The sequence below is a fragment of the Enterobacter sp. ENT02 genome (assembly GCF_019219165.1).
Taxonomy (GTDB): Bacteria; Pseudomonadota; Gammaproteobacteria; order Enterobacterales; family Enterobacteriaceae; genus Enterobacter; species Enterobacter mori.
This window is the reverse complement of sequence record NZ_JAHUWD010000001.1, coordinates 1200293-1225102: the sequence shown is the minus strand read 5'-3', so window position 1 is coordinate 1225102 and position 24810 is coordinate 1200293. Positions and strand designations below refer to the sequence as shown.

20 protein-coding genes are annotated in these 24810 nt (G+C 56.5%); 15 read left to right on the top strand and 5 right to left on the bottom strand.

The features are described from left to right. Window positions 1–50 precede the first annotated feature (50 nt). Window positions 51–272, top strand: coding sequence for a zinc ribbon domain-containing protein (locus KW829_RS05595; RefSeq protein WP_218307770.1), 222 nt, complete (start codon window positions 51–53; stop codon window positions 270–272). On the opposite strand, the gene KW829_RS05590 is transcribed toward KW829_RS05595, so the two are convergent. Genes KW829_RS05590 through xseA form a run of 3 tightly spaced genes read right to left on the bottom strand, consistent with a single transcriptional unit; the run spans window position 269 to window position 3071 of the window. After that, entirely contained in the window at window positions 269–619 is a 351-nt protein-coding gene (locus KW829_RS05590; RefSeq protein ID WP_006811517.1) for a protealysin inhibitor emfourin, read from the bottom strand. The two genes, KW829_RS05595 and KW829_RS05590, sit on opposite strands and share 4 nt — an antisense overlap. Then, the gene (locus KW829_RS05585) at window positions 620–1639 is read right to left on the bottom strand and encodes a M4 family metallopeptidase (RefSeq protein ID WP_089597816.1); all 1020 of its coding nucleotides are present in this window, start codon (window positions 1637–1639) and stop codon (window positions 620–622) included. Window positions 1640–1697: 58 nt separating this feature from the next. Further along, window positions 1698–3071: an exodeoxyribonuclease VII large subunit gene (gene xseA / locus KW829_RS05580; protein ID WP_218307769.1), complete on the bottom strand. Its 1374-nt coding sequence runs from the start codon at window positions 3069–3071 to the stop codon at window positions 1698–1700. Window positions 3072–3230: 159 nt separating this feature from the next. Between xseA and guaB the strand changes: the two genes are divergently transcribed. From guaB to KW829_RS05560, 4 genes are all read left to right on the top strand, one after another. Continuing rightward, on the top strand, window positions 3231–4697 hold the full coding sequence (gene guaB, locus KW829_RS05575) for an IMP dehydrogenase (RefSeq protein WP_010433923.1): 1467 nt from the start codon (window positions 3231–3233) through the stop codon (window positions 4695–4697). A gap of 67 nt (window positions 4698–4764) precedes the next feature. Continuing rightward, window positions 4765–6342 (top strand): glutamine-hydrolyzing GMP synthase, encoded by a 1578-nt coding sequence (gene guaA / locus KW829_RS05570; protein WP_218307768.1) that lies wholly within the window; start codon window positions 4765–4767, stop codon window positions 6340–6342. Between the two features lie 183 nt (window positions 6343–6525). Next, window positions 6526–8484: an AAA family ATPase gene (locus tag KW829_RS05565; RefSeq protein WP_218307767.1), complete on the top strand. Its 1959-nt coding sequence runs from the start codon at window positions 6526–6528 to the stop codon at window positions 8482–8484. Further along, window positions 8477–9586: a hypothetical protein gene (locus KW829_RS05560; RefSeq protein WP_218307766.1), complete on the top strand. Its 1110-nt coding sequence runs from the start codon at window positions 8477–8479 to the stop codon at window positions 9584–9586. Before KW829_RS05565 ends, KW829_RS05560 begins: the two co-directional genes overlap by 8 nt. 182 nt (window positions 9587–9768) lie before the next feature. Here the strand turns inward: KW829_RS05560 and KW829_RS05555 are convergent, their stop codons facing one another. Then, complete coding sequence (locus KW829_RS05555) at window positions 9769–10596, bottom strand: MurR/RpiR family transcriptional regulator (RefSeq protein ID WP_218307765.1); 828 nt, start codon at window positions 10594–10596, stop codon at window positions 9769–9771. A 291-nt stretch (window positions 10597–10887) separates the two neighbouring features. Here KW829_RS05555 and KW829_RS05550 point away from each other — a divergent pair, with 291 nt between their 5' ends. From KW829_RS05550 to iolB, 10 genes are all read left to right on the top strand, one after another. After that, window positions 10888–12393 carry a CoA-acylating methylmalonate-semialdehyde dehydrogenase gene (locus tag KW829_RS05550; protein WP_218307764.1) on the top strand — a complete coding sequence of 502 codons (1506 nt, stop codon included), beginning with the start codon at window positions 10888–10890 and terminating at the stop codon, window positions 12391–12393. 11 nt (window positions 12394–12404) lie between these two features. Then, window positions 12405–14330: a 3D-(3,5/4)-trihydroxycyclohexane-1,2-dione acylhydrolase (decyclizing) gene (iolD, locus tag KW829_RS05545; RefSeq protein WP_218307763.1), complete on the top strand. Its 1926-nt coding sequence runs from the start codon at window positions 12405–12407 to the stop codon at window positions 14328–14330. Window positions 14331–14632: 302 nt separating this feature from the next. Next, window positions 14633–15619 (top strand): inositol 2-dehydrogenase, encoded by a 987-nt coding sequence (gene iolG / locus KW829_RS05540; RefSeq protein ID WP_218307762.1) that lies wholly within the window; start codon window positions 14633–14635, stop codon window positions 15617–15619. A gap of 31 nt (window positions 15620–15650) precedes the next feature. Next, window positions 15651–16580 carry a sugar ABC transporter substrate-binding protein gene (locus KW829_RS05535; protein WP_023333011.1) on the top strand — a complete coding sequence of 310 codons (930 nt, stop codon included), beginning with the start codon at window positions 15651–15653 and terminating at the stop codon, window positions 16578–16580. Between the two features lie 48 nt (window positions 16581–16628). Beyond that, window positions 16629–18176, top strand: coding sequence for a sugar ABC transporter ATP-binding protein (locus KW829_RS05530; RefSeq protein WP_010433898.1), 1548 nt, complete (start codon window positions 16629–16631; stop codon window positions 18174–18176). Window positions 18177–18187: 11 nt separating this feature from the next. Next, the gene (locus tag KW829_RS05525; protein ID WP_010433895.1) at window positions 18188–19216 is read left to right on the top strand and encodes an ABC transporter permease; all 1029 of its coding nucleotides are present in this window, start codon (window positions 18188–18190) and stop codon (window positions 19214–19216) included. Between the two features lie 8 nt (window positions 19217–19224). Further along, window positions 19225–20358, top strand: coding sequence for a Gfo/Idh/MocA family protein (locus KW829_RS05520; RefSeq protein ID WP_218307761.1), 1134 nt, complete (start codon window positions 19225–19227; stop codon window positions 20356–20358). Window positions 20359–20370: 12 nt separating this feature from the next. Further along, a complete protein-coding gene (iolC, locus tag KW829_RS05515; RefSeq protein ID WP_218307760.1) occupies window positions 20371–22275 on the top strand; it encodes a 5-dehydro-2-deoxygluconokinase in 1905 nt (634 codons plus the stop codon). An 11-nt stretch (window positions 22276–22286) separates the two neighbouring features. Then, window positions 22287–23177, top strand: coding sequence for a myo-inosose-2 dehydratase (gene iolE / locus KW829_RS05510; RefSeq protein WP_089597838.1), 891 nt, complete (start codon window positions 22287–22289; stop codon window positions 23175–23177). A 9-nt stretch (window positions 23178–23186) separates the two neighbouring features. Then, a complete protein-coding gene (gene iolB, locus KW829_RS05505; protein WP_010433877.1) occupies window positions 23187–24011 on the top strand; it encodes a 5-deoxy-glucuronate isomerase in 825 nt (274 codons plus the stop codon). A gap of 54 nt (window positions 24012–24065) precedes the next feature. On the opposite strand, the gene KW829_RS05500 is transcribed toward iolB, so the two are convergent. Beyond that, window positions 24066–24809 carry an alpha/beta fold hydrolase gene (locus KW829_RS05500; RefSeq protein WP_218307759.1) on the bottom strand — a complete coding sequence of 248 codons (744 nt, stop codon included), beginning with the start codon at window positions 24807–24809 and terminating at the stop codon, window positions 24066–24068. Window position 24810: the final 1 nt, after the last annotated feature.

The window sequence follows — 24810 nt, the reverse complement described above, 5'->3', positions numbered from 1 at the left end:
CCGCGACGTGGTAAAATTATCGCAGACCTCAACGCTTTGAAGGAGTCACCATGACGATTATCTGCCCGAATTGCCAGGCACCGCTGGAGCCCCAGAACGGGGTGGCGCACTGCGACAGCTGTAATAAGGATATTGCGCTTGAAGCCCGCTGCCCGGAGTGCCATCAGCCACTCCAGGTTTTAAAAGCCTGCGGGGCGGTGGACTATTTCTGCCAGAACGGCCACGGTCTTATCTCTAAAAAACGCGTGGAGTTTGTTCGGGCCGAAGGTTAATCGCACACGCAGCCTTCGCCTTTCTGCCACAGCTCGACCAGCGACTCGGGCGCTTCCTGCTCGGGCACCAGCACGATGATATCGGCGTAGTGCGCCTGATTTTGCCCGGTCCAGATAATCTGGATGCGGAAATAGCGCTGGTCGCCGCTGCCGGGTGAAGAGGCTTGCCCTGGCGGCTGGCCGCGCGGAAAGGCCTGTTCAAGGATGCTCACCAGGCGCTGGCGCTGGGCCTCATTGAGCGAGGAGAGCGCGATGGTGCGCTGCCCGCTCAGCTTGGGAATAAAAGCGACGCCGCCTTCCCGGGCCAGCTCAACCACGGCGTCATCCGTCAGTTCCGGAACCTGCATTTACAACACTCCCACCTGTTCCCAGGCTTGTTTAATGGCCGCCCCAACGTCGCCGCCGGAGCGTTTTTCTCCGTGGGCGATCGTCAGTTTTGCGAAGGCCTCAAAATCCGCATCCTGCGCCAGATTGCGATCGCAAACCGTGTCGTACCAGGCATATCCCGCTTTTTCCCAGGCGTAGCCGCCGATCGCCGTCGCAGCCAGATAAAATGCCCGGTTGGGGATGCCGGAGTTCAGGTGCACGCCGCCGTTATCCTCGCGCGTTTTAATGAAATCTTTCATGTGCGCAGGCTGCGGGTCTTTGCCGAGCAGCGGATCGTCATAGGCGGTGCCGGGTTCAGACATTGAGCGCAGCCCTTTGCCGTTGATCCCTTTCGCCAGCAGCCCTTCACCAATCAGCCAGTCAGCGTTATCAGCGGTTTGCTTCAGATGGTACTGTTTGACCAGCGAGCCAAACACGTCCGACAGAGACTCGTTCAGCGCGCCCGACTGTTCAAAATAGATAAGCCCGGCTTCGGTCTCGGTCACACCGTGGCTCAGCTCGTGCGCCACCACGTCGATGGCGATAGTAAAGCGGTTAAATATTTCCCCGTCCCCGTCGCCGAATACCATCTGCTGACCGTTCCAGAAGGCGTTCTGATATTCCCGGCCGTAATGTACGGTGCCGGTCAAAATAAGCCCTTTATTATCGAGCGAATCACGCTGATATTCTTTCCAGAAGAAATCATGAGTAATACCCAAATAATCATAGGCTTCGTCCACCGCCACATCGCCGTTTGAAGGCTGGCCTTCGTAACGCACCTGCGTACCCGGCAACTCCTGGGTCTGCTTCGCGTCGTAAATATCGCGCTCCAGCTGTCCGGCTTTATTCACGTGCGGCGCGGCGGGTTTTCCCGGCATGTGGGCCATCAGCGTCTGGACGTGGGTTAACGTCTGGCGGGCATAGCGCTGCTGCGGCTCGGAACCGCTTTCGATAATACGACGAAGGATATAGGGGGGAATTACGCTGTGAAGATGGGGCATGCTGCTCTCCTTATTAAAAAAGGGAATAGCAGCAGTATAGTAAGTAACCGGCGAAGAATTATCCGGTTTTACGCTGACGCGTCTTTTTCACCGGTTTAATTGATTTCACTTCGCTTTCTACCCAGCCGTCGGAAAGACGCGTCGTCAGCACATCACCGGTATTCACCTGTTTGGTTTGCTTCAGCACTTTGCCGTCCGTCGCCGTTGTCACGCTATACCCGCGCGCCAGCGTGGAGAGCGGGCTGACGGCTTCAAGATGGGTCACCGCATTGCCAAAACGCTCGCGGGTGGTGCTCAGGCGCGCCCGAACAGTCTCCGCAAGACGATACTCCAGCTGCTGGATCCGTGTTTGCGCGCGATAAATTTTCGGCTGCGGGTTCTGCTGGTTCAGGCGCTGCGTCACGCGCTGCTGGCGTGATACGGCGCGCTTAAGCTGGCTATCCAGCGCGAAGTTCATGCGCTGGCGCAGGCGCTCAAGCACGGTCTGCTGACGCGCCAGACGCAGCTGCGGGTGCTGCTGCTGAAGACGATGAAGAAGCTGGGTAAAGCGGCGAGTACGGTTGGCAAGGAAGTAGTCCATCGCCATCTCCAGTCGCTGCTGGCCGTTCTGAATCTGACGCAGCAGTTCCAGCTGGTTGCGGCTGACCACTTCCGCCGCCGCGGACGGCGTAGGCGCGCGCAAATCCGCGACAAAATCCGCAATCGTGACGTCCGTTTCGTGGCCGACGGCGCTCACCACAGGGATCTGACTTGCAAAGATTGCCCGCGCCACGCGCTCGTCGTTGAAGCTCCACAGGTCTTCCAGCGAGCCGCCGCCGCGCCCGACGATGAGCACGTCGCACTCCTGACGGGCGTTTGCCAGCTCAATGGCGCGTACAATCTGGCCTGGCGCATCGTCACCCTGAACGGCGGTCGGGTAGATGATGACGGGCAGGGAAGGGTCGCGACGCTTCAGCACGTGCAAAATATCGTGCAATGCCGCACCGGTTTTCGAAGTAATGACCCCAACACAGTGGGCAGGTGAGGGCAGCGGTTTTTTGAACTGCTGGTCGAACAAACCTTCCTCAGAGAGTTTGGCTTTAAGCTGTTCGTACTTCTGCTGCAGCAGACCTTCGCCCGCAGGCTGCATGCTCTCGACGATAATCTGATAATCACCGCGCGGTTCATACAGTGTGATATTGGCGCGAACCAGAACCTGCTGGCCGTGCTGAGGGCGGAACGTCACGCGGCGGTTGCTGTTGCGGAACATCGCGCAGCGCACCTGGGCGGTGTCGTCTTTTAAGGTAAAGTACCAGTGTCCGGAGGAGGGCTGCGTGAAGTTAGAGATCTCACCGCTGATCCAGACCTGCCCCATTTCCTGCTCAAGCAGCAAACGCACCGTCTGATTAAGGCGGCTGACAGTATAAATTGAGGGGGATTGAGAGGATAACATGTGAGCGGGATCAAATTCTAAATCAGCAAGTTATTCAGTCGATAGTAACCTGCTGAGGGGCGATCGCAAGCATTTTTTTCAAAAAAGTGTAGATGCAATCGGTTACGCTCTGTATAATGCCACGGCAATATTTAACCACCCAGGTCAGAGATATTGCCCATGCTACGTATCGCTAAAGAAGCACTGACGTTTGACGACGTCCTCCTCGTTCCCGCTCATTCCACCGTTCTGCCGAATACTGCCGATCTCAGCACGCAGTTGACGAAAACCATTCGCCTGAACATTCCTATGCTCTCTGCGGCAATGGACACCGTGACTGAAGCGCGCCTGGCTATCGCCCTGGCACAGGAAGGTGGCATTGGCTTTATTCACAAAAACATGTCAATCGAACGTCAGGCGGAAGAAGTTCGCCGCGTGAAGAAACATGAATCCGGCATCGTGTCTGACCCACAGACCGTTCTGCCAACCACCACCCTGCACGAAGTGAAGGCCCTGACCGAACGTAACGGCTTCGCCGGTTACCCGGTTGTGACCGAAGAGAACGAGCTGGTCGGTATCATCACCGGTCGTGACGTGCGTTTCGTGACTGACCTGAACCAGCCTGTTAGCGTGTACATGACGCCGAAAGAGCGTCTGGTTACCGTTCGCGAAGGTGAAACTCGCGACGTGGTGCTGGCAAAAATGCACGAAAAACGCGTTGAAAAAGCACTGGTTGTCGACAGCAGCTTCCACCTGCGCGGCATGATCACCGTTAAAGATTTCCAGAAAGCAGAACGTAAGCCTAACGCCTGTAAAGACGAGCATGGCCGTCTGCGCGTCGGCGCTGCGGTTGGCGCAGGTGCCGGTAACGAAGAGCGCGTTGACGCGCTGGTTGCTGCGGGCGTTGACGTTCTGCTGATTGACTCCTCTCATGGCCACTCTGAAGGCGTGCTGCAACGTATTCGTGATACCCGTGCCAAATACCCTGACCTGCAGATCATCGGCGGTAACGTGGCCACTGGCGCAGGCGCTCGCGCGCTGGCTGACGCTGGCTGCAGCGCGGTGAAAGTGGGTATCGGTCCTGGCTCCATCTGTACTACGCGTATCGTGACCGGCGTGGGCGTTCCGCAGATCACCGCCGTGTCTGACGCGGTTGAAGCGCTGGAAGGCACCGGTATTCCGGTTATCGCTGACGGCGGTATCCGCTTCTCTGGCGACATCGCTAAAGCGATCGCCGCGGGCGCCGCTGCCGTGATGGTGGGCTCCATGCTGGCCGGTACCGAAGAATCCCCGGGCGAAATCGAACTCTTCCAGGGCCGTTCTTACAAATCTTACCGCGGCATGGGCTCCCTGGGCGCGATGTCCAAAGGTTCCTCTGACCGTTACTTCCAGACCGATAACGCCGCTGACAAACTGGTGCCGGAAGGTATCGAAGGTCGCGTTGCCTATAAAGGCCGTCTGAAAGAGATCATTCACCAGCAGATGGGCGGCCTGCGCTCCTGTATGGGTCTGACAGGCTGTGGTACCATTGACCTGCTGCGTACCAAAGCGGAATTCGTACGCATCAGCGGTGCGGGTATCCAGGAGAGCCACGTTCACGACGTGACGATCACCAAAGAGTCCCCGAACTACCGTCTGGGCTCCTGATAAGTTTCCGCGCCCGGCTTCTGCCGGGCGCTCTGTTTTTGTTTCACTTGCCTCGGAATTAGCGTCAATGACGGAAAACATTCATAAACATCGCATTCTCATCCTGGACTTCGGTTCTCAGTACACTCAGCTGGTGGCGCGTCGCGTACGTGAACTGGGCGTTTACTGTGAGCTGTGGGCGTGGGATGTCACGGAAGCACAGATTCGCGAATTCAATCCAAGCGGCATCATCCTGTCCGGCGGCCCGGAAAGCACTACCGAAGAGAACAGCCCGCGCGCGCCGCAGTACGTGTTCGAAGCTGGCGTGCCGGTATTCGGCGTTTGCTACGGCATGCAGACCATGGCAATGCAGCTGGGCGGCCACGTAGAAGGCTCTAACGAGCGCGAGTTCGGCTATGCGCAGGTAGAAGTGGTCACCGACAGTGCGCTGGTGCGCGGTATCGAAGACTCCCTGACCGCAGACGGCAAGCCGCTGCTGGACGTGTGGATGAGCCACGGCGACAAAGTCACCGCTATCCCGCCTGACTTCGTGACCGTTGCCAGCACCGAAAGCTGCCCATTCGCCATCATGGCGAACGAAGAAAAACGCTTCTACGGCGTGCAGTTCCACCCGGAAGTGACCCACACCCGTCAGGGTATGCGCATGCTGGAGCGCTTCGTGCGTGACATCTGCCAGTGTGAAGCCCTGTGGACCCCGGCTAAAATCATCGACGACGCCGTTGAGCGTATCCGCCAGCAGGTTGGCGATGACAAAGTGATCCTCGGCCTTTCCGGCGGCGTGGACTCCTCCGTAACCGCAATGCTGCTGCACCGCGCCATCGGCAAAAACCTGACCTGCGTGTTCGTGGACAACGGCCTGCTGCGTCTGAACGAAGCTCAGCAGGTTATGGACATGTTCGGCGACCACTTCGGTCTGAACATCGTTCACGTGGAAGGCGAGCAGCGCTTCCTGGACGCGCTGAAAGGCGAGAACGATCCGGAAGCGAAACGTAAGATCATCGGCCGCGTGTTCGTTGAAGTCTTCGACGAAGAAGCGCTGAAGCTGGAAGACGTGAAGTGGCTGGCGCAGGGCACCATCTACCCGGACGTGATCGAGTCTGCGGCCTCCGCAACCGGTAAAGCACATGTCATCAAATCTCACCACAACGTGGGCGGCCTGCCGAAAGAGATGAAGATGGGTCTGGTTGAACCGCTGCGCGAGCTGTTTAAAGACGAAGTGCGTAAGATCGGTCTGGAACTGGGTCTGCCGTACGACATGCTCTACCGTCACCCGTTCCCGGGCCCGGGTCTGGGCGTGCGCGTGCTGGGCGAAGTGAAGAAAGAGTACTGCGACCTGCTGCGTCGTGCGGACGCTATCTTCATCGAAGAGCTGCACAAAGCTGACCTGTACAACAAAGTGAGCCAGGCGTTCACCGTGTTCCTGCCGGTTCGCTCCGTTGGCGTAATGGGCGATGGCCGCAAGTACGACTGGGTTGTTTCCCTGCGTGCGGTGGAAACCATCGACTTCATGACCGCGCACTGGGCGCACCTGCCGTATGACTTCTTAGGCCGCGTGTCTAACCGCATCATCAACGAAGTAAACGGTATTTCCCGCGTGGTGTATGACATCAGCGGTAAGCCACCGGCTACGATTGAGTGGGAATGATCCTGCATTTCTATATAAAATACAAACCCGCATAATTGCGGGTTTTTTTTACTCTAAATTAATTTCATTTATACAGTTAATAACTTAAATCATATTTTTATAAATTACTATTGACATATGACACTTACTTAAGTACTTAATATAGCATTCAAATGCTTTTTATATATGGTCGATTAAGCGTCTATGTTGCCTATCAAACTTGATATCCTTAGTGAAAGATTCCGCGAGCCAGAGCAAAATGAGATCTTGTCATTATCTCACAATGAGAACAAATATTTTCACAATGTTCGAAATCAAAGTAATTTTCGAAATGCTCAAGAGTACTCCGTTGCGCTTTTTAAACATTCAATTAGCGGAATCTTAACCCCTTGTTTTTACTGCGGTGAGAGCGATGCTGATATTGTTCCAGCATTCTTGCATGATGGTTCAGGGCATAATCTGTGGATGTTTAATGACATAAGATGCTCTATTGTTTTATGTCATCAATGTAAAAGTAATTATGGGCAGGGGAATGTAAAATATATAAAAAGGTTTGAAAATATTAGGCCTTCCAATTTAAATCGTATACTTTCGTTCCAACCAGAAATTCTATTGCCCACGTTGGAACCTGTACATCTCCATTTCGAATATTCACGTTCAGGGTATTTGATGCCTAAAACTGTTCGTGCCGAACGTACAATTGATTTGTTTGCATTAAACAGAATTAAATTGGTAGAGAGAAGGCGCGACGAAATTGTTAGGAATCAATCTATAATAGCTTTAGCTACATCCAAACCATTATCAAACTTTGATAAAAATCAGATAGTAGAAAATTTTGATATAAATCACCCCGTGGATATAGCATTCATATTCAGCAATTCATTTAATAATGATCGCGTATATTTAATGAGGTTGGTTTTACCAATTATACATAAAAAATACGAAATTTACCCTGAGATTTTGGATTCAAAAATACTCTTTAGAAAGGATACTTTTAATCTTTTAAATAACAGTCAGCGAAAGGTGTTTAATAGATTTTCGGGACTTGAATTTATTGAGTTTTATGGTGTTAGAAATTTTCTTGGCATTCAACGACTTGATTTTAATGGCAAATCATCAATAATAATTGTTGGTGAAAATGGTGTTGGCAAAACAACCTTGCTTGAGTTGCTGAAAAGAGGATTGAAAGATAATTATAAAAAAAATGCAATGAGTTTATCAAATAACTATCATCAACAACAGGATGTTGGTTATAAAATAAAATTTATTAACGATCCTGTTTTTTTTCATCAACACAATAGAAATAGAAGTCGTAAATCTAAAGAACATTGTCATTTGATTGATATTAACGATTCTCGGAGTTCAAGCAAAGGTGCAAAATATTTAACTGAATTTTTAAATATCAATGATCAGGATTATGCGATCGTCGATTGGACTTTAAAGCATATTATGAAACTGCTGGAGTTCTCAAATGGAACTACACTTGAGTATAAAAATAAGAATATATTAATTAAAAATAGAACAGGAACGAGGTATCTCAATGAATTAAGTAGTGGCTATAACTCTATATTGTCAATATTTGGATTAATTTTAAATCATTTCTCTAAGCTGTATCAAAGAGTAAATATATCTGAAATATATCACTTATTAAGTTCTACTGTTGTATTAATTGATGAGGTAGAGCTTCATTTACATCCAAAATTTAAAAAAAATATCATAGCTACTCTAAAAAATAGTTTTCCTGAGGTTTTATTTGTATTTACTACTCATGATCCAATGGTTCTTAGTTCCTCAGAAAAAGGAGATGTTGTAGTTCTTTTAGAAAGAGACCCTCTTGGTGATGATGTTACAATAAGAAAAAATCTTCCCGACCATAGCGAACTTACGACTGAGCAAATTTTGTCAAGTCCAATATTTGGTCTAATGTCATTATGTTATGAACATGCTAATGATGTTATATCAAACTATTATCAAGCGTTAAATCATGACAATAAAGATGAAGTCCGGAAACTAAGAAAGCAACTTGGAAAGTTAGGGTATTTTGGTAAGACTTATAGAGATTTAATAGCTTATTCTGCTGTGGATGCCTACTTATCAAAATATAAAAATCCTAACTTTGACGAAATCACCAATTTATTAGTTAAGGTGGATAAAGATGATTAAAATTAACTATCTAAATCCAATTCCAAAGAACATGGATTCATCTACTATTGAATACAGGGGGGTATTAATAAAAAATATTCAAATATTTCGACAAAGAGCATCGTTAGCAACTTTTTCTTTTGATTTTTCAGGATATGAAAATCAATCTAATAAAAAAAATCTCAGAGGTTTGACAAAGGGTCGGTGTGCCTATTGTGGAGTTAGAGTGACTGGTGTAAGTCAATTAGAAATTGAGCACTATAGACCTAAAAAAAGAGTTGATATACGAGATAGTGAATTTATTTTAAATAAAAAATCTAATTATTCTGTTGCTCCAAGTAATATTGGTGTGGTTGAGTGTGGTTATTTTTACCATGGTAATGATTATAGGAATCTTTTACCATCCTGCTCAGTTTGTAATAAGGGGATTAATGGAGGGGTTGTTGTTGTTGGGAAAAAATTAGTGTATAATATGCCGTTTGGTAAGAAAAATTTTTTTCCGGTAAAATTCATTAAAAAAGAAGGAGTGCGTGTTGATCCAAGAATAGGGAAGGGGGCGATTATGAATATTAAGGATGAAAAACCATTGCTCTATAATCCGTATATTGATGACCCTATGACGTTGTTCAGTTATAAGCAAAAAATAAATATAGAAGGTTCTTTCTATATTAAGGTATCTGCAAAAAAAAAGTTGAGCAGATATAAGAAGTTATTGGCGAATATCAGTATTAATCTTTTGGGGTTAAATCGTATTGAATTATGCTCTAAAAGGCATGATATCATGCAAGGTTTGGTTAATCTTCAAAGGAATATTTTGGCAGACATTCATTCAAATAATAGGAATATTAACATTTGGGCACATCATGCAATTATCTGTGCTAATTATTTTGATGAGCAACAAGGTGAGTTAATTGGTTTTGCCCGCGTTATAGGTCGTCGATTACCGAATTTTCTGAGGGCCCAATTATTAGCGAGATTCAATGCGGTATCTTTAGGAGTCTTGACAAATAATGAAGATTTTAACGTTCTTATAAAAGAATTAAAAGAGTTTGGGGGTAATAATTATAATGAGGATGAATACAGCGATATTAATGAAATAATTGATGGCCTAATAATTTTATAATTATTCTCTCGGATATTATTTAGATGTGATTTTTTTTGGATATAGAGTGATAATATTATGCTGCTATCACTCTATATAAACATTATTGCAAATGTTTTATGGAATAAATAGTCAAAAATATTAATTTTTATTTTTCATTACGCTATAACAAATCATAAACATATTCTTAATATTCATCATAATTATTTTCCCCCCAGCCGATACGCCAGCGCCACCACCAGCGACTGCACCAGGCACAGTGTTGCCGACTGAGACCGGAACGCATCCACCTGCGCCTCTTTCACTACAAAGCAAAGATCGCTAAACGTCGCCAGCGGGCTTATCTGGCTGTCCGTAATCACAATCTGCCGCGCGCCGACGCTGGCGGCGGTTTCGCTGACCATCACCGTTTCTTCCGCGTACGGCGAGAAGCTGATCGACACCACAATGTCCCGCGCCTTAATACGGCTGATCTGCTCGCGCAGCATGCCGCCCATGCCGTCGAGCAGGATAGGGCGGCACTCGAGGTGGCTCAGGGCGTAGGTGAGGTAGGCCGCAACGCTAAAGGAGCGGCGCAGTCCGGCAATGTAGATGGTATCGGCGTCGGCCAGCAGTTGTACCGCGCGCTCCAGCATTTCCGGTTCGGCGCGGGCGGCCAGCTGCTGCAGCGCCTGCGCGTTTGAACGGGCGAATTCCTGCAGGATATCGAGCGGTGTCTCCGGCACGGCCTCGCTCTCCATTTCGCGGAACAGCCGGGCGCGGTCGCTGTAGCTGGCTGTCTCTTCTACCAGGTTCATGCGAAACAGCTGTTTCATTTCGTTGAAGCCGGTGAAGTTAAAGGCGTTGGCAAAGCGGATCAGCGTCGAGGGCGGCACGTCGGCGCGCTCGGCAATGACGGCAACCGTATCAAAGGCCACGCTGTTGGTGTTATCCAGCACGTAGCGGGAGACCTGCTGCAGCCTCTTGCTCAGGCTATCGTAGCGATCGCGGATTTGCTGCTGCAGTTCGTTCAGGCTGGTTGCTGTCGTCATCTTATCCCCCAAATACAGTCTTATGATTCTAAACGCAAAACCGCGTCTTTTAAATGTCGGCCATCCATCTGGCAGCAAAAATGAAACAGAAACTTCAGTCATTTCCTCGCCCGAAATTCCTTAATAGCGCACGCGGTGTCAGTGTTGTTGGCTGTTAACATAAAAATCCATCCTTGATCACAATAATCATCATTTATTTTATTTCAACTTAAAATGGAATATTTGTTTCATATATAGTGTTCTGTACACAGTGTTCAGTCACAGTCACGTATCAACAGCGAGAGGTTAAGGATGGAGACGGTAGCGAATTTTATTCACGGCGAATGTGTAACCGGTTCAGGCCAGCGCGTTCAGGCGATCTTCAACCCGGCCACCGGCGAGCAGATCCGCCAGGTGGTGATGAGTACGGCGCAGGAAACCGAACAGGCCATTGCCGCCGCGCAGCAGGCGTTTCCGGCGTGGGCGCGCCATGCTCCGCTTAAGCGCGCGCGCGTGATGTTCCGCTTCAAGGCGCTGCTGGAAGAGAACATGGAGCGACTGGCCCGCATCATCAGCGAAGAGCACGGCAAAGTCTTCTCCGACGCGGTGGGCGAACTGACCCGCGGCCTGGAAGTGGTGGAGTTTGCCTGCGGCATCCCGCATCTGCAAAAGGGCGAACACTCGGCGAACGTCGGTACCGGCGTCGACAGCCACTCGCTGATGCAGCCGATTGGGGTTTGCGTCGGGATCACGCCGTTTAACTTCCCGGCGATGGTGCCGATGTGGATGTTCCCGATTGCGTTGGCTACCGGCAACACCTTCGTGCTGAAACCGTCGGAAAAAGATCCTTCGCTGGCGCTGGCGCTGGCGCAGCTGCTGAAAGAGGCTGGCCTGCCCGACGGCGTGTTCAACGTGGTGCAGGGCGATAAAGAGTCCGTTGACGTGCTCCTGACCGACCCGCGCGTGCAGGCGGTGAGCTTTGTCGGCTCAACGCCGATTGCGGAATACATTTACCAGACCGCTTCCGCCCACGGTAAGCGCTGTCAGGCGCTGGGCGGCGCGAAAAACCACTGTATTTTAATGCCGGATGCCGACATGGAAATGGCGACCAACGCCATCATGGGCGCGGCCTACGGCGCGGCGGGCGAGCGCTGCATGGCGCTCTCGGTGGTGCTGGCGGTGGGGGATAACACCGCCGATGACCTCTGCGCCCGGCTGGAGAAACAGATTGCCGCGCTGCGCGTCGGGCCGGGTCTGGACCAGTCGCCGGAAAACGAAATGGGACCGCTCATCTCTTCCGCACACCGCAATAAGGTGCTGGGCTATATCGACAGTGGGGAAGCGCAAGGGGCGAAACTTCGCGTGGACGGTCGCGGCTTCAGCGTGAAGGGGCACGAGCAGGGCTACTTCGTCGGGCCGACGCTGTTCGATAACGTCACCCCGGAGATGACCATCTATAAAGAAGAAATTTTCGGCCCGGTGCTTTCTGTGGTGCGCGTAGCAGATTACGCCAGCGCGGTGGATATGATTAACCGCCATGAATATGGTAATGGCTCGGCGATCTTCACCCGCGACGGCGGCTGCGCGCGCCGCTTCTGTGAAGAAGTGCAGGCGGGCATGGTGGGGGTCAACGTGCCGATCCCGGTGCCGATGGCATTCCACAGCTTCGGCGGCTGGAAGCGTTCTATCTTTGGCGCGCTCAACGTCCACGGCAACGACGGCGTGCGCTTCTACACCCGAATGAAAACCATCACCGCGCGCTGGCCGGAAATGCAGCAGGAGACAGGCGCTGCGTTCTCCATGCCGACGCTGGGCTGACAGGAGGTTTTATGCAAACCGAACGTATGACCATGGCCCAGGCGCTGGTCCGGTTCCTGAATCAACAGTACGTCAGCGTAGATGGCAACGAAACGCCCTTCGTGGAGGGCGTCGCCACCATCTTTGGGCACGGCAACGTGCTGGGTATCGGCCAGGCGCTGGAGCAGGATCCGGGCCATCTGCAGGTGATGCAGGGCTGCAACGAGGAGGGTATTGCCCATATGGCGACGGGATTCGCCAAACAGCACCGCCGTCAGCGCATTTTTGCCGTCACCTCCTCCGTCGGGCCGGGTGCCGCCAATATGGTGACCGCCGCGGCCACCGCCACGGCGAACCGCATCCCGCTGCTGCTGTTGCCGGGCGATATCTACGCCAGCCGCCAGCCGGACCCGGTGCTGCAGCAGATCGAGCAGTATCACGACCTCAGCATCAGCACCAACGACTGCTTCCGTCCGGTCTCCCGCTACTGGGACCGCATCAACCGCCCCGAGCAACTGATGAGCGCCATGCTAAGCGCGATGCGAACGCTTACTGACCCCGCCAATACCGGCGCGGTGACCATCTGCCTGCCGCAGGACGTGCAGGGGGAAGCCTGGGACTACCCGCTGAGCTTCTTCGCGCGTCGCGTGCACCACATCGAGCGCCGTCCGCCTGACCCGCAGCGTCTGGCGCAGGCGCGGGCGCTAATCGCCCGCAAGCGTCGTCCACTGGTGGTGTGCGGCGGCGGCGTGCGCTATTCCGGCGCGCATGAGGCGTTTCGCGAATTCGTCGAGACGCTGCGGCTGCCGTTTGCAGAAACCCAGGCCGGAAAGGGGGCGCTGGTAAGTGACCACCCACTTAACCTGGGCGGCGTAGGGGTGACGGGGGGAATGGCCGCCAACCAGCTCGCGCCACAGGCGGATTTAGTGATTGGCGTCGGCACGCGCCTGACCGACTTTACCACCGGCTCCAAGGCGCTCTTTTCCCACCCGGACGTCGAATTCCTGCTGCTGAACGTGGCCGAGTTCGACGCCCTGAAGCTGGACGCCACAGCTCTAATTGCCGATGCCCAAACCGGGCTCCAGGCATTGACCCACTTGCTCAAGGAGTATCGCAGCGGCTGGGGAGAGGCGGTCGCTAATGCGAAATCCGCCTGGCGCGACGAGTGCCGTCGCCTGTGGGATCGCCAGTGGCGTCCTGACGACGCGCCCGAAGTGGCGGGGCATCTGGATGCGCAGTTAGCGGAATACGGCGAGACGCTCAACACCCGCCTGACCCAGACGCGGGTACTGGGGCTGATCAACCAGCATGTTGAAGATAACGCCATCGTGGTGGGCGCGGCCGGTTCGCTGCCAGGGGATTTACAGCGCCTCTGGCAGGTCAAAACGCCGGACAGCTATCACCTGGAGTACGGCTACTCCTGCATGGGCTACGAGATTGCGGCGGCCATCGGCGCGAAGCTCGCCCGACCCGGACTGCCGGTGTACGCCATGGTGGGGGATGGCTCCTACATGATGCTGCACTCCGAGCTGCAAACCGCGGTGCAGGAGGGGATTAAGGTCACCGTTCTGCTGTTTGATAACGCAAGCTTCGGCTGCATTAACAACCTGCAGATGGGGCACGGCATGGGCAGCTTTGGCACGGAAAACCGTCGGCGCAACCCGGAAACCGGGCGGCTTGACGGGCCGCTGGTGAAGGTCGACTTTGCGCAAAACGCGGAAAGCTACGGCTGCCGCGCGTGGCGGGTGAACGATGAGCAAAGCCTGCTGGCGGCGCTGGAGGCGTCACGCGCGCATCCGGGCCCGACGCTGCTGGACATCAAGGTGCTGCCGAAGACCATGACCCACGATTACGCCTCCTGGTGGCGAACCGGTGATGCGCAGGTGGCGGCGTCGTCTGCCGTGCGTGAGGCCGCTGAGCAAACCCAGGCGCAGGTGAAAAAAGCCCGCCAGTATTGAGTTTTCCTGCCGTAACGAAATTTTCATTTCATTTTTATTTTTCCCCTCACCCCAGCCCTCTCCCCAAAGGGGAGAGGGAGAAAAGACCGCGCCGTACCGTCCCCTCTCCCCTTTGGGGAGAGGGTTAGGGTGAGGGGCACATCTCCCGCAATGTTGTGAGATTGATAACAAAATTTATCTCATTCATCTCAAAAGTGTTAACCCACACTCAAAAACATAATTTTCACTATTTATAAAAATGAAATAAATGTTTTATTTATAGGGTCGTTAGTTCACAGCATTCACCAACACCGGGAGCCGTTATGTTTAACATTGCTTTACTGGGCGCTGGCCGAATTGGCCAGGTACATGCAGCTAACATCGCCAGCCACGGCGCGACCACGCTCTGGTCCGTGGTTGACCCCAATCAGGAATTTGCCACCCGTCTCGCCGCGCAGTATCAGGCCCGCCAGCAGTGCCTGGATGAGGCGATGACCGACCCTAACGTTCACGCCGTGCTGATCGCCTCCGCGACCGATACCCACGCGGACCTCATTGAAATGTCCGCCCGCCACGGCAAGGCCATCTTCTGTGAAAAGCCGGTACACCTCGACCTCGCCCGCGTGCGCGACTGCCTGAAAGTGGTTAAAGAGTACGACGTGCCGCTTTTCATTGGCTTTAACCGCCGCTTTGACCCGCAGTTCCGCCGCGTGAAAACCGACGCGCAGGCCGGGCGCATCGGCAAGCCGGAATCGCTGCTGATCATCTCCCGCGACCCGTCCCCGCCGCCTGCTGAGTACGTGCGCGTTTCCGGCGGCATGTTCCGCGATATGACCATTCATGACTTTGACATGGCACGCTTCATCATGGGCGAAGAGCCGGTGTCGGTGTATGCCCAGGGCAGTAATCTGGTGGATCCGGCGATTGGCGAGGCGGGGGATATCGATACCGCGTTTATCGTTCTGAAATATGCCTCCGGCGCGATGGCGACCATCGTTAACAGCCGCCGTTCATCTTACGGCTACGACCAGCGCCTGGAGCTGCACGGCTCCGAAGGGCTGCTGTGCGCGGGCAACATTCTTGAAAACCAGGTGCAGCACTACGGCAAACAGGGCTGCACCAGCGCGCTGCCGGAACACTTCTTCCTGCAGCGCTACAAATCCGCTTACGCCGCGGAATGGGAACACTTTGTTGCGGTCCTGCGCGGCGAAGCGGTGCCTGACTGCAGCGGCGATGATGGTGAACGTGCGCTGTACCTCGCGGATAAAGCGCTGGAGTCGCTGCGCAGCCAGCGCGAGATCGTCCTCTAAACACAACAACCCTACACAGAGAGACATAATAATGAAAAAACTGATCGTAGCCGCCCTCATCGCCATGACGTCCGGGGCCGCCCTCGCCGAAAACGAGCAAATTGTTTTCAGTACGCCAAACCTGGCCATGCCGTTTGAAGTTCACATGCAGCGCACGGCGGTGAAAGCCGCAAAAGAGATGGGCGTGAAGCTTCAGGTGCTGGACGGGCAGGGCAGTTCACCGAAGCAGGTGGCTGACCTGGAAAACGCCATCACCCGCGGGGCGCAGGGCTTTATCGTCTCCCCGAACGACGTGAACGCGGTCTCCAGCGCGGTGGATGAAATTCAGGATGCGAAACTGCCGATCGTCACCCTCGACCGCTCCGTCGATAGCCAGAAGAAAGTGCCGCACTTCGGCGCCAACAACTACAAGGGCGGCCAGGCGGTTGGCGACTTCGTTAAAACCAAATTCCCCAACGGCGCGGACATCATTCTCCTCACCGGCCAGCCGGGTTCTTCCTCCAATATTGAACGCACCAAAGGGATCCGCGACAGCCTGAAGGCGGGCGGGGATAAGTACAAGATCGTCGCCGATCAGACCGGGAACTGGATGCGTTCGGAAGGGATGCGCATTGTTGAAAGCGTGCTGCCTTCGCTGCCGAAGCGCCCGCAGGTGATCCTCTCCGCCAACGACGATATGGCGCTGGGCGCGATTGAAGCGCTGCAGAGCCAGGGCGTGAAGCCGGGCGAGATCCTCGTGACCGGCTTCGATGCGGTGCCGGAAGCGTTGGCCCGCGTGCGCGACGGCTGGCTGGCGGTAACGGCGGATCAGCGCCCGGGCTTTGCGGTGCAGACGGCGATGAGCCAGCTGGTGGCCAACGTGCGCGAGAAAAAAGCCATCACCGGGGCCGACTATCCGCCAACGCTTATCACCAAAGAGAACCTGCAGCAGGCTGAGCGTATCGGTGAGGCCGGTAACTAATATGTCCCGAGCCGCCTTTGGCGGCTCATCATGAGGAGGAGCAGACTGATGTCGCAACCCTTACTGAAAGTGACCGACCTGGCAAAAAGCTTTTCCGGCGTCTGGGCGCTGAGCAGCGCTCAGCTGACCGTCGGCAGCGGAGAAATTCACGCCCTGCTGGGGGAAAACGGGGCGGGGAAATCTACGCTGCTGAAGGCGCTCGCGGGCGCGCAGCCGCAAACGCGCGGGGATATCTGGTTCAACGGCGAAACGCTGCCGGTGGACGACTCCCCGGTGGAGCGCCAGAACAAGGGCATTATTACCATCTATCAGGAATTCAACCTTCTGCCCAACATGACCGTCGCGGAAAACATGTTTCTCGGGCGCGAGCCGCGTAAACGTAACCTGATCGTCGACGAAAAGGCGGTAAACCAGGAGGCGCAGGTCATCCTCGATTACCTGCAGCTGAACGTTGCGCCGACCACGCCTGTCGCCCGCCTGAGCGTCGCCCAGCAGCAGATGGTGGAGATCGCCCGGGCGCTGACCCTCAACGCCCGGTTAATCATTATGGACGAACCGTCCGCCGCGCTGAGCGACAGCGAGGTGGAAAGCCTGCACCGCGTGGTGCGGGAGCTTAAAAACCGCGGCGTGAGCATTATTTACGTTACCCACCGTCTGCACGAAGTTTTCCAGCTCTGCGATCGCTTCACCGTTTTCCAGGACGGCCGTTTCACCGGCACCGGCGCGGTGGCGGAGACCAACGTAGAACAGCTGATCCGCCTGATGGTCGGACGCGACGTGGCCTTTAACCGTCGTCCCGCCAGCGAAACGCATCATGAAGACAAACCCGTCCGCCTGGCGGTGAAGGGACTGAGTCGCGAAAAGCCGCCGCTGGATCCGCACGGCATCGCCCTGCACGACATCAGTTTCCACGTCCACGCCGGGGAGGTCCTGGGCATTGCCGGGCTGGTGGGCGCGGGACGTACCGAAGTGGCCCGCTGCCTGTTTGGCGCTGATGCGTTTACCTCGGGGAGCTTTGAGCTGGACGGCGTGCCGTACCAGCCGCGCGATCCGCTGTATGCCCTCGACCACGGTGTGGCGCTGGTGCCGGAAGATCGTAAAAAAGAGGGGGCGGTGCTGGGGCTGTCGATTCGCGACAACCTGTCGCTCTCCTGCCTCTCCTCGCTGCTGCAGTGGCGCTGGTTTGTGAACACCCGCAAAGAGGACGATCTGATTGAGTCCTACCGCCAGGCGCTGCAGATCAAAATGGTCAACAGCGCGCAGGAGGTGCGCAAGCTCTCCGGCGGCAACCAGCAAAAAGTGATCCTCGCGCGCTGTATGGCGCTCAATCCACGGGTGCTGATCGTCGATGAGCCGACGCGCGGCATCGACGTGGGGACCAAATCGGAAGTGCACCAGGTGCTGTTTGACATGGCGAAAAAGGGCGTAGCGGTGATCGTGATCTCCTCCGATCTGCCTGAAGTGATGGCGGTGTCTGACCGGATCATCACCCTCAGCGAAGGCCGGGTGACCGGCGTGATCCACGGTGACGACGCTAACGAAGAACGGCTGATGACGATGATGGCCATCAACCACAACGCCCTGAACGCGGCATAACGGAGTTTCTCATGACGCAGATGATTTCTAAAACGCAGGCCCCGGTCAAACGCGCCGGACGCATCGATCCCATCGCCTTCTTCGAGCGATTCGGGGTGCTGATTTTCATGATCCTGCTGCTGATCTTCTTCCAGTCGCAGAACAGCAACTTTTTCTCTGAACGCAATATTTTCAACATCCTGACCGAAGTGTCCATCTACGGGATCATGGCCGTGGGGATGACCTTCGTTATTCTGACCGCCGGGATCGACCTCTCCGTGGGCTCCATTCTGGCGGTGTGCGCCATGACCGCGGCGTACGTGATTAAGGGCGACAACTTCACCACCGTCGACCCGAACGCCTGGGGCGGCATGAGCTGGCTAATCGGGCTGGGGATTTGTCTGGCCATGGGCACGGCGATTGGCTTCCTGCACGGCCTGGGCGTCACCCGCCTGCGCCTGCCGCCGTTTATCGTCACCCTTGGTGGGATGACCATCTGGCGCGGCCTGACGCTGGTGATTAACGACGGTGCGCCGATCGCCGGTTTCGACCCTGGCTACCGCTGGTGGGGACGCGGGGAGCTGCTCGGCATCTCTATTCCGATCTGGATCTTCGCCATCGTCGCCATTGGCGGTTATCTGGCGCTGCATAAAACACGCTGGGGCCGCTTCGTCTACGCCATCGGCGGCAACCCGGAGGCGGCGCGACTGGCGGGGGTGAACGTCAAGCGTGTGCTGGTCAGCGTCTACGTGCTGATTGGCTGTCTGGCGGGGCTGGCGGGTTTCATCCTGAGCGCGCGTCTGGGGAGCGCCGAGGCGGTAGCCGGGATCTCCTTTGAGCTGCGCGTTATTGCCTCGGTGGTGATTGGCGGCACCTCGCTGATGGGGGGCTACGGGCGCATCGGCGGCACCATTATCGGCTCCATCATCATGGGCATTCTGATTAACGGCCTGGTGCTGATGAACGTCTCGGCCTACTACCAGCAAATTATCACCGGATTAATTATCGTTCTGGCGGTGGCATTCGATACCTATGCCAAAAGCCGTCGCGGCGCACTGTGAGGATCACGATGAAAGAGGTTCGTATTGGATTAATTGGCACCGGGTATATCGGCAAGGCGCACGCTATCGCCTATGCCCAGGCCCCGACGGTGTTCAACCTGCGCGGCAGGCTGGTGCGTGAGATGGTAGCGGAAGTCACGCCAGAGCTGGCGGCAGCGCGCGCGCAGGCGTTTGGCTTCAACCGCTCCACCGGGGACTGGCGGGCGCTGGTGGCCGACCCGGCCATTGACGTGGTGGATATTTGTTCACCCAACCATCTGCATAAAGAGATGGCGCTGGAGGCGATCCGCCACGGCAAGCACGTCTATTCGGAGAAGCCGCTGGCGCTTAACGCCCACGACGCGCGCGAGATGGTCGACGCCGCGAAGCGGGCCGGGTTGAAAACGCTGGTGGGGTTCAACTACATGAAGAACCCGACGGCGCAGCTGGCGAAGGAGATTATCGCCCGCGGCGAGATTGGCGAGGTGATCCACTTCTACGGCACCCACAACGAAGACTATATGGCCGACCCGCTCTCGCCCATTCACTGGCACTGCTTTAAAGAGACCGCCGGGCTGGGCGCGCTGGGCGACCTTGCGGCGCACATCGTCAATATGGCCCAGTACCTGGTGGGGGATATCGAGCAGGTCTGCGGCGACCTGAAGATCGTGGTCCCGGCGCGCCCGGCAAAGGCCGGATCGTCAGAGATGATCGCCGTCGAAAACGAGGATCAGGCCCACGCGATGGTGCGTTTTGCCGGTGGGGCGCAGGGCGTCATTGAAACCTCCCGCGTCGCCTGCGGCCGCAAGATGGGGCTGTCGTATGTCATTACCGGAACGAAGGGCGCCATCAGTTTTACCCAGGAGCGCATGGCGGAGCTGAAGCTCTATCTGCATGACGATCCGGTGAACCGTCAGGGGTTCCGCACGCTGCTCGTTGGCCCGTCACACCCGGACTACGCCGCGTTCTGCATGGGGGCGGGCCACGGGATTGGCTTTAACGATCAAAAAACAGTGGAGGTGCGCGACCTGGTGAACGGGATTGCCGCCGACGCGCCGATGTGGCCGGACTTCGAAGAGGGCTGGAAGGTGTCGCGCGTGCTGGACGCGATTGCACTCTCGCACCGGGAAGGCCGCTGGCTGAACGTGAACGACATTGTCTGATGAGGTATCAACGTGGAAAAGCAGTTTGATGTGATATGCATGGGCCGCGTGGCGGTAGACCTCTACAGCCAGCAGATTGGCGCCCGTCTGGAGGATGCGTCGAGCTTCGCCAAATATCTCGGCGGCTCGTCCGGCAACGTGGCGTACGGCACCGCGCGTCAGGGTTTACGTTCGTCGATGCTGGCGCGCGTCGGCGATGAACATATGGGCCGCTTCCTGCGGGAAGAGCTCAACCAGGTGGGCTGCGATACCAGCCATCTGATAACCGATAAAGACCGCCTCACGGCGCTGGTGTTACTCGGCATTAAAGACCGGGACACCTTTCCTCTGATTTTTTATCGCGATAACTGCGCGGATATGGCGATTACCGCCAGCGATGTGGACGAAAGCTACATCGCCTCCGCTCGTTGTCTTGCCATCACCGGGACGCATCTTTCTCATCCGCAGACCCGCGAGGCGGTGCTGACGGCGCTGGGCTATGCCCGCCGTCACGGCGTGCGCACGGTGCTGGACATCGATTATCGTCCGGTGCTGTGGGGGCTGACCGCCTTAGGCGACGGCGAAACGCGCTTTATCGCCGCCGATAAGGTCACCCGCGAGCTGCAGGAGGTGCTGCACCTCTTCGACGTTATTGTTGGCACCGAAGAGGAGTTTCACATTGCGGGCGGCAGCACGGATACCCTGCAGGCGCTGGAGCAGGTGCGCGCCGTCAGTGACGCAACGCTGGTCTGCAAACGCGGCGCGCTCGGCTGCTCGGTCTACACAGACGCCATTCCGCCCCGTCTGGACGACGGCCTGACGGTGACCGGCGTGCGCGTGGAGGTGCTGAACGTCCTCGGGGCGGGGGACGCGTTTATGTCCGGCCTGCTGCGCGGCTATCTGAACGACGAGGGCTGGGAGCAGGCGTGCCGCTACGCCAACGCCTGCGGCGCGCTGGTGGTCTCGCGCCACGGCTGCGCCCCGGCGATGCCGAGCAAAATCGAGCTGGATGACTATCTCTCCCGCGCCGCCAATGTGCCGCGCCCGGATCTTGACCCGCATCTTAACCATCTTCATCGCGTTACCACCCGCCGCCGCGAGTGGTCGGAGCTGTGCGTAATGGCCTTCGACCATCGCAGCCAGCTAGAGGATATGGCGATGCAGTGTGGCGCGTCGCTTAAGCGCATTCCGGCGCTGAAGCAGCTGATCCTGCAGGCCAGCCGCGAGGCGGCGAGCCGTGCCGGGCTGGAGGGTAAAGCCGGTCTGCTGTGCGACGGCACCTTTGGTCAGGACGCGCTGAACGCGATCACCGGGGAAGGGTGGTGGATTGGCCGCCCCATCGAGCTGCCGGGCTCCCGGCCTCTGGAGATGGAGCACGGTAACATCGGCACCCAGCTTATCAGCTGGCCGCAGGAGCACGTGGTGAAGTGCCTGGTCTTTTTCCATCCGGAAGACGCCCACGGTCTGCGCCTGGAGCAGGAGCAGAAAATCGCCGAGGTGTACCACGCCTGCTGCCGGTCCGGGCACGAGCTGCTGCTGGAGGTGATCCTGCCCGCCAGCATGCCGCGCAGCGACGAGCTCTACCTGCGCGCCATCTCCCGCTTCTACAACCTCGGCATTTACCCGGACTGGTGGAAGCTGCCGCCGCTCTCCGCCGACGGCTGGGCGGCGCTGAGCGAGATTATCGAACGCCGGGATCCGCACTGCCGCGGGGTGGTGATCCTCGGCCTGGACGCTCCGGCGGAACAGCTGCGCGCCGACTTTAAAGCCGCAGCAGGGCAGACGGTAGTAAAAGGCTTCGCCGTGGGGCGCACGCTGTTTGGCGATGCCTCCCGCGCGTGGCTGAAACACGATATTGACGATGCGCAGCTGGTGGCGCGCATCCGGGACAACTACCTGCAGCTCATCGCCTGGTGGCGCGAGCGCGGACACGCATAATGGAGACGACAATGAGTGTGCAATTAGGCATTAACCCGCTGACGTGGACGAACGACGATCTGCCTTCTCTCGGCGCGGAGACGTCGCTGGAGACCTGTCTGAGCGAAGGGAAAGAGGCCGGTTTCGCCGGTTTCGAGCTGGGCAATAAGTTCCCGCGCGAAGCGCGCCTGCTCGGCCCCATCCTGCAGCGCCACGACCTGCAGCTGGTTTCCGGCTGGTACTCCGGCCGCCTGCTGGAGCGCAGCGTGGAGGAGGAGATCGCCGCCGTGCAGTCGCATCTGACGCTGCTGCGCGAGCTGGGGGCGAAGGTGCTGGTCTTTGCGGAAGTGAGCGGCTGCATTCACGGCGAGCAGCAGACCCCGGTGCATCTGCGCCCGCGCTTCCCGCAGGCGCGCTGGAAGGAGTATGGCGAGAAGCTCACCGAATTTGCCCGCTACACCCAGCAGCAGGGCGTGCAGATTGCCTACCATCACCATATGGGCACGGTGATTGAGTCTGCCGACGACGTGGACAACCTGATGAGCCACACCGGCGACGCGGTGGGGCTACTGCTGGATACCGGTCATCTGACCTTTGCCGGGGCCGATCCGCTGGCGGTGGCGCAGCGCTGGGCGTCGCGCATCAACCACGTTCACTGCAAAGACGTGCGCGCCGACGTGCTGGCGGACGTGAAAAACCGCAAAACCAGCTTCCTCGATGCGGTGCTGAGCGGCGTGTTTACCGTGCCGGGCGACGGCTCTGTGGATTACCCGCCGATTATGCGGCTGCTGAAGGCGCAGGACTATCACGGCTGGCTGGTGGTGGAGGCCGAGCAGGATCCGGCGATTGCCCATCCGCTGACCTACGCCCGTCTGGGGTACAGCAACCTGAGCCGCCTGGCCCGCGATGCCGGACTGATTTGAGGAGGGAACATGTCACGTCTGTTATCACGCTGGCAACAGCCGAACGCGGAGGGGCGGACCCAGTCCGTCACGCCGGAACGCGCCGGCTGGGGATATGTTGGCTTTGAGGCCTATGAGCTGCAGGAGGGGCAGCAGCTGACGCTGCCCGCGGTCAGCGAAGAGCGATGCCTGGTGCTGGTCGCCGGACGCGCCTCCATCAGCACGCCTTCCGCGCAGTTTAACGACATCGGCGAGCGAATGAGCCCGTTCGAGCGCATCAAGCCGTGGGCGGTTTACGTCACCCCGCAGGAGACGGTCCAGGTGAAGGCGCTGACGAAGCTGGAGTTGGCGGTCTGCGCCGCCCCCGGCAAAGGCACGTACCCTACGCGGCTGATTGCCCCGCAGGATATCGAGGGTGAGGCGCGCGGCAAAGGCCACAACCAGCGCTACGTGCACAACATTCTGCCGGAAGACAAACCCGCCGACAGCCTGCTGGTGGTGGAGGTGTGGACCAGTGAGGGCTGCACCAGTTCGTATCCGAGCCATAAGCACGACACGGATAACCCGCCGCAGGAGACCTACCTGGAAGAGACCTACTACCATCGCCTCAACCCGGAGCAGGGGTTCTGCATGCAGCGCGTTTACACCGACGACAGAGCGCTGGATGAGTGCATGGCGGTCTATAACCGCGATGTGGTCATGGTGCCGAAGGGCTACCATCCGGTGGCGACGATGGCCGGGTATGACAGCTATTACCTCAACGTGATGGCCGGGCCGATGCGCAAATGGATGTTCACCTGGGAGGAGGACCACGCGTGGATTAATCGGGATTATCCCGCGGAGAGGGGCGGCTGAGGCTGTTTTTTGCCGGGTGGCGCTGCGCTTACCCGGCCTACAATTCGCAAAAAATTACTTTGCTTCAATCGCCTGCTCAATCGTCCGGGCAACGATCTGCGGCTGGCTCACCATCGACACATGGCTCGCCGCCACCTCGGTGGTTTTCGCGTGGATCGTCTTCGCCATCGCGCGTTCAAGCGCCGGGTTAATCATCCGGTCATTCTGACTCACCACATACCAGCTCGGTTTGTTGTGCCACGCGGCGTGAGTCACTTTTTCTGCGAAAGCTTCGCCCTTTATTGGCCCCTGCGTGGCCGCAATGGTCTGTTGTTCACCCGGTTTCACGTCAGGCGCGAAATCCTTCCTGACGGCGTCCGTTGGCAGATATAAATAGCCGTCCGACGTTTTGGCAATGTCCGCGCTGCCCGGCGGCGCGGGGAAGCTTCCTGCCAGATCCGCCGTCGACTGGCCGGAATCCGGCGCAAATGCCGCCACGTAAACCAGCGATTTTACCCGCGCATCGTTGCCTGCCTCGCTAATCACGGTGCCGCCCCAGGAGTGGCCTACCAGCACCACATCCCCCTGGGCGCGGGCGATGGCCCGCCGGGTGGCGGCTACGTCATCTTTTAGCGACGTGAGCGGCAGCTGCACGGCAATGACCTCTGCGTGCTGTTTCTGCAACAAGGTAATCACCTTATTCCAGCTGCTGCCGTCGGCAAACGCGCCGTGCACCAGCACAACGCTGGTTTTACTCTCCGCAAAGGCGCTGGCGGACAGCGCCAGCAGGCCTGCCGTCAGTACAGTCAGTGCTTTCATT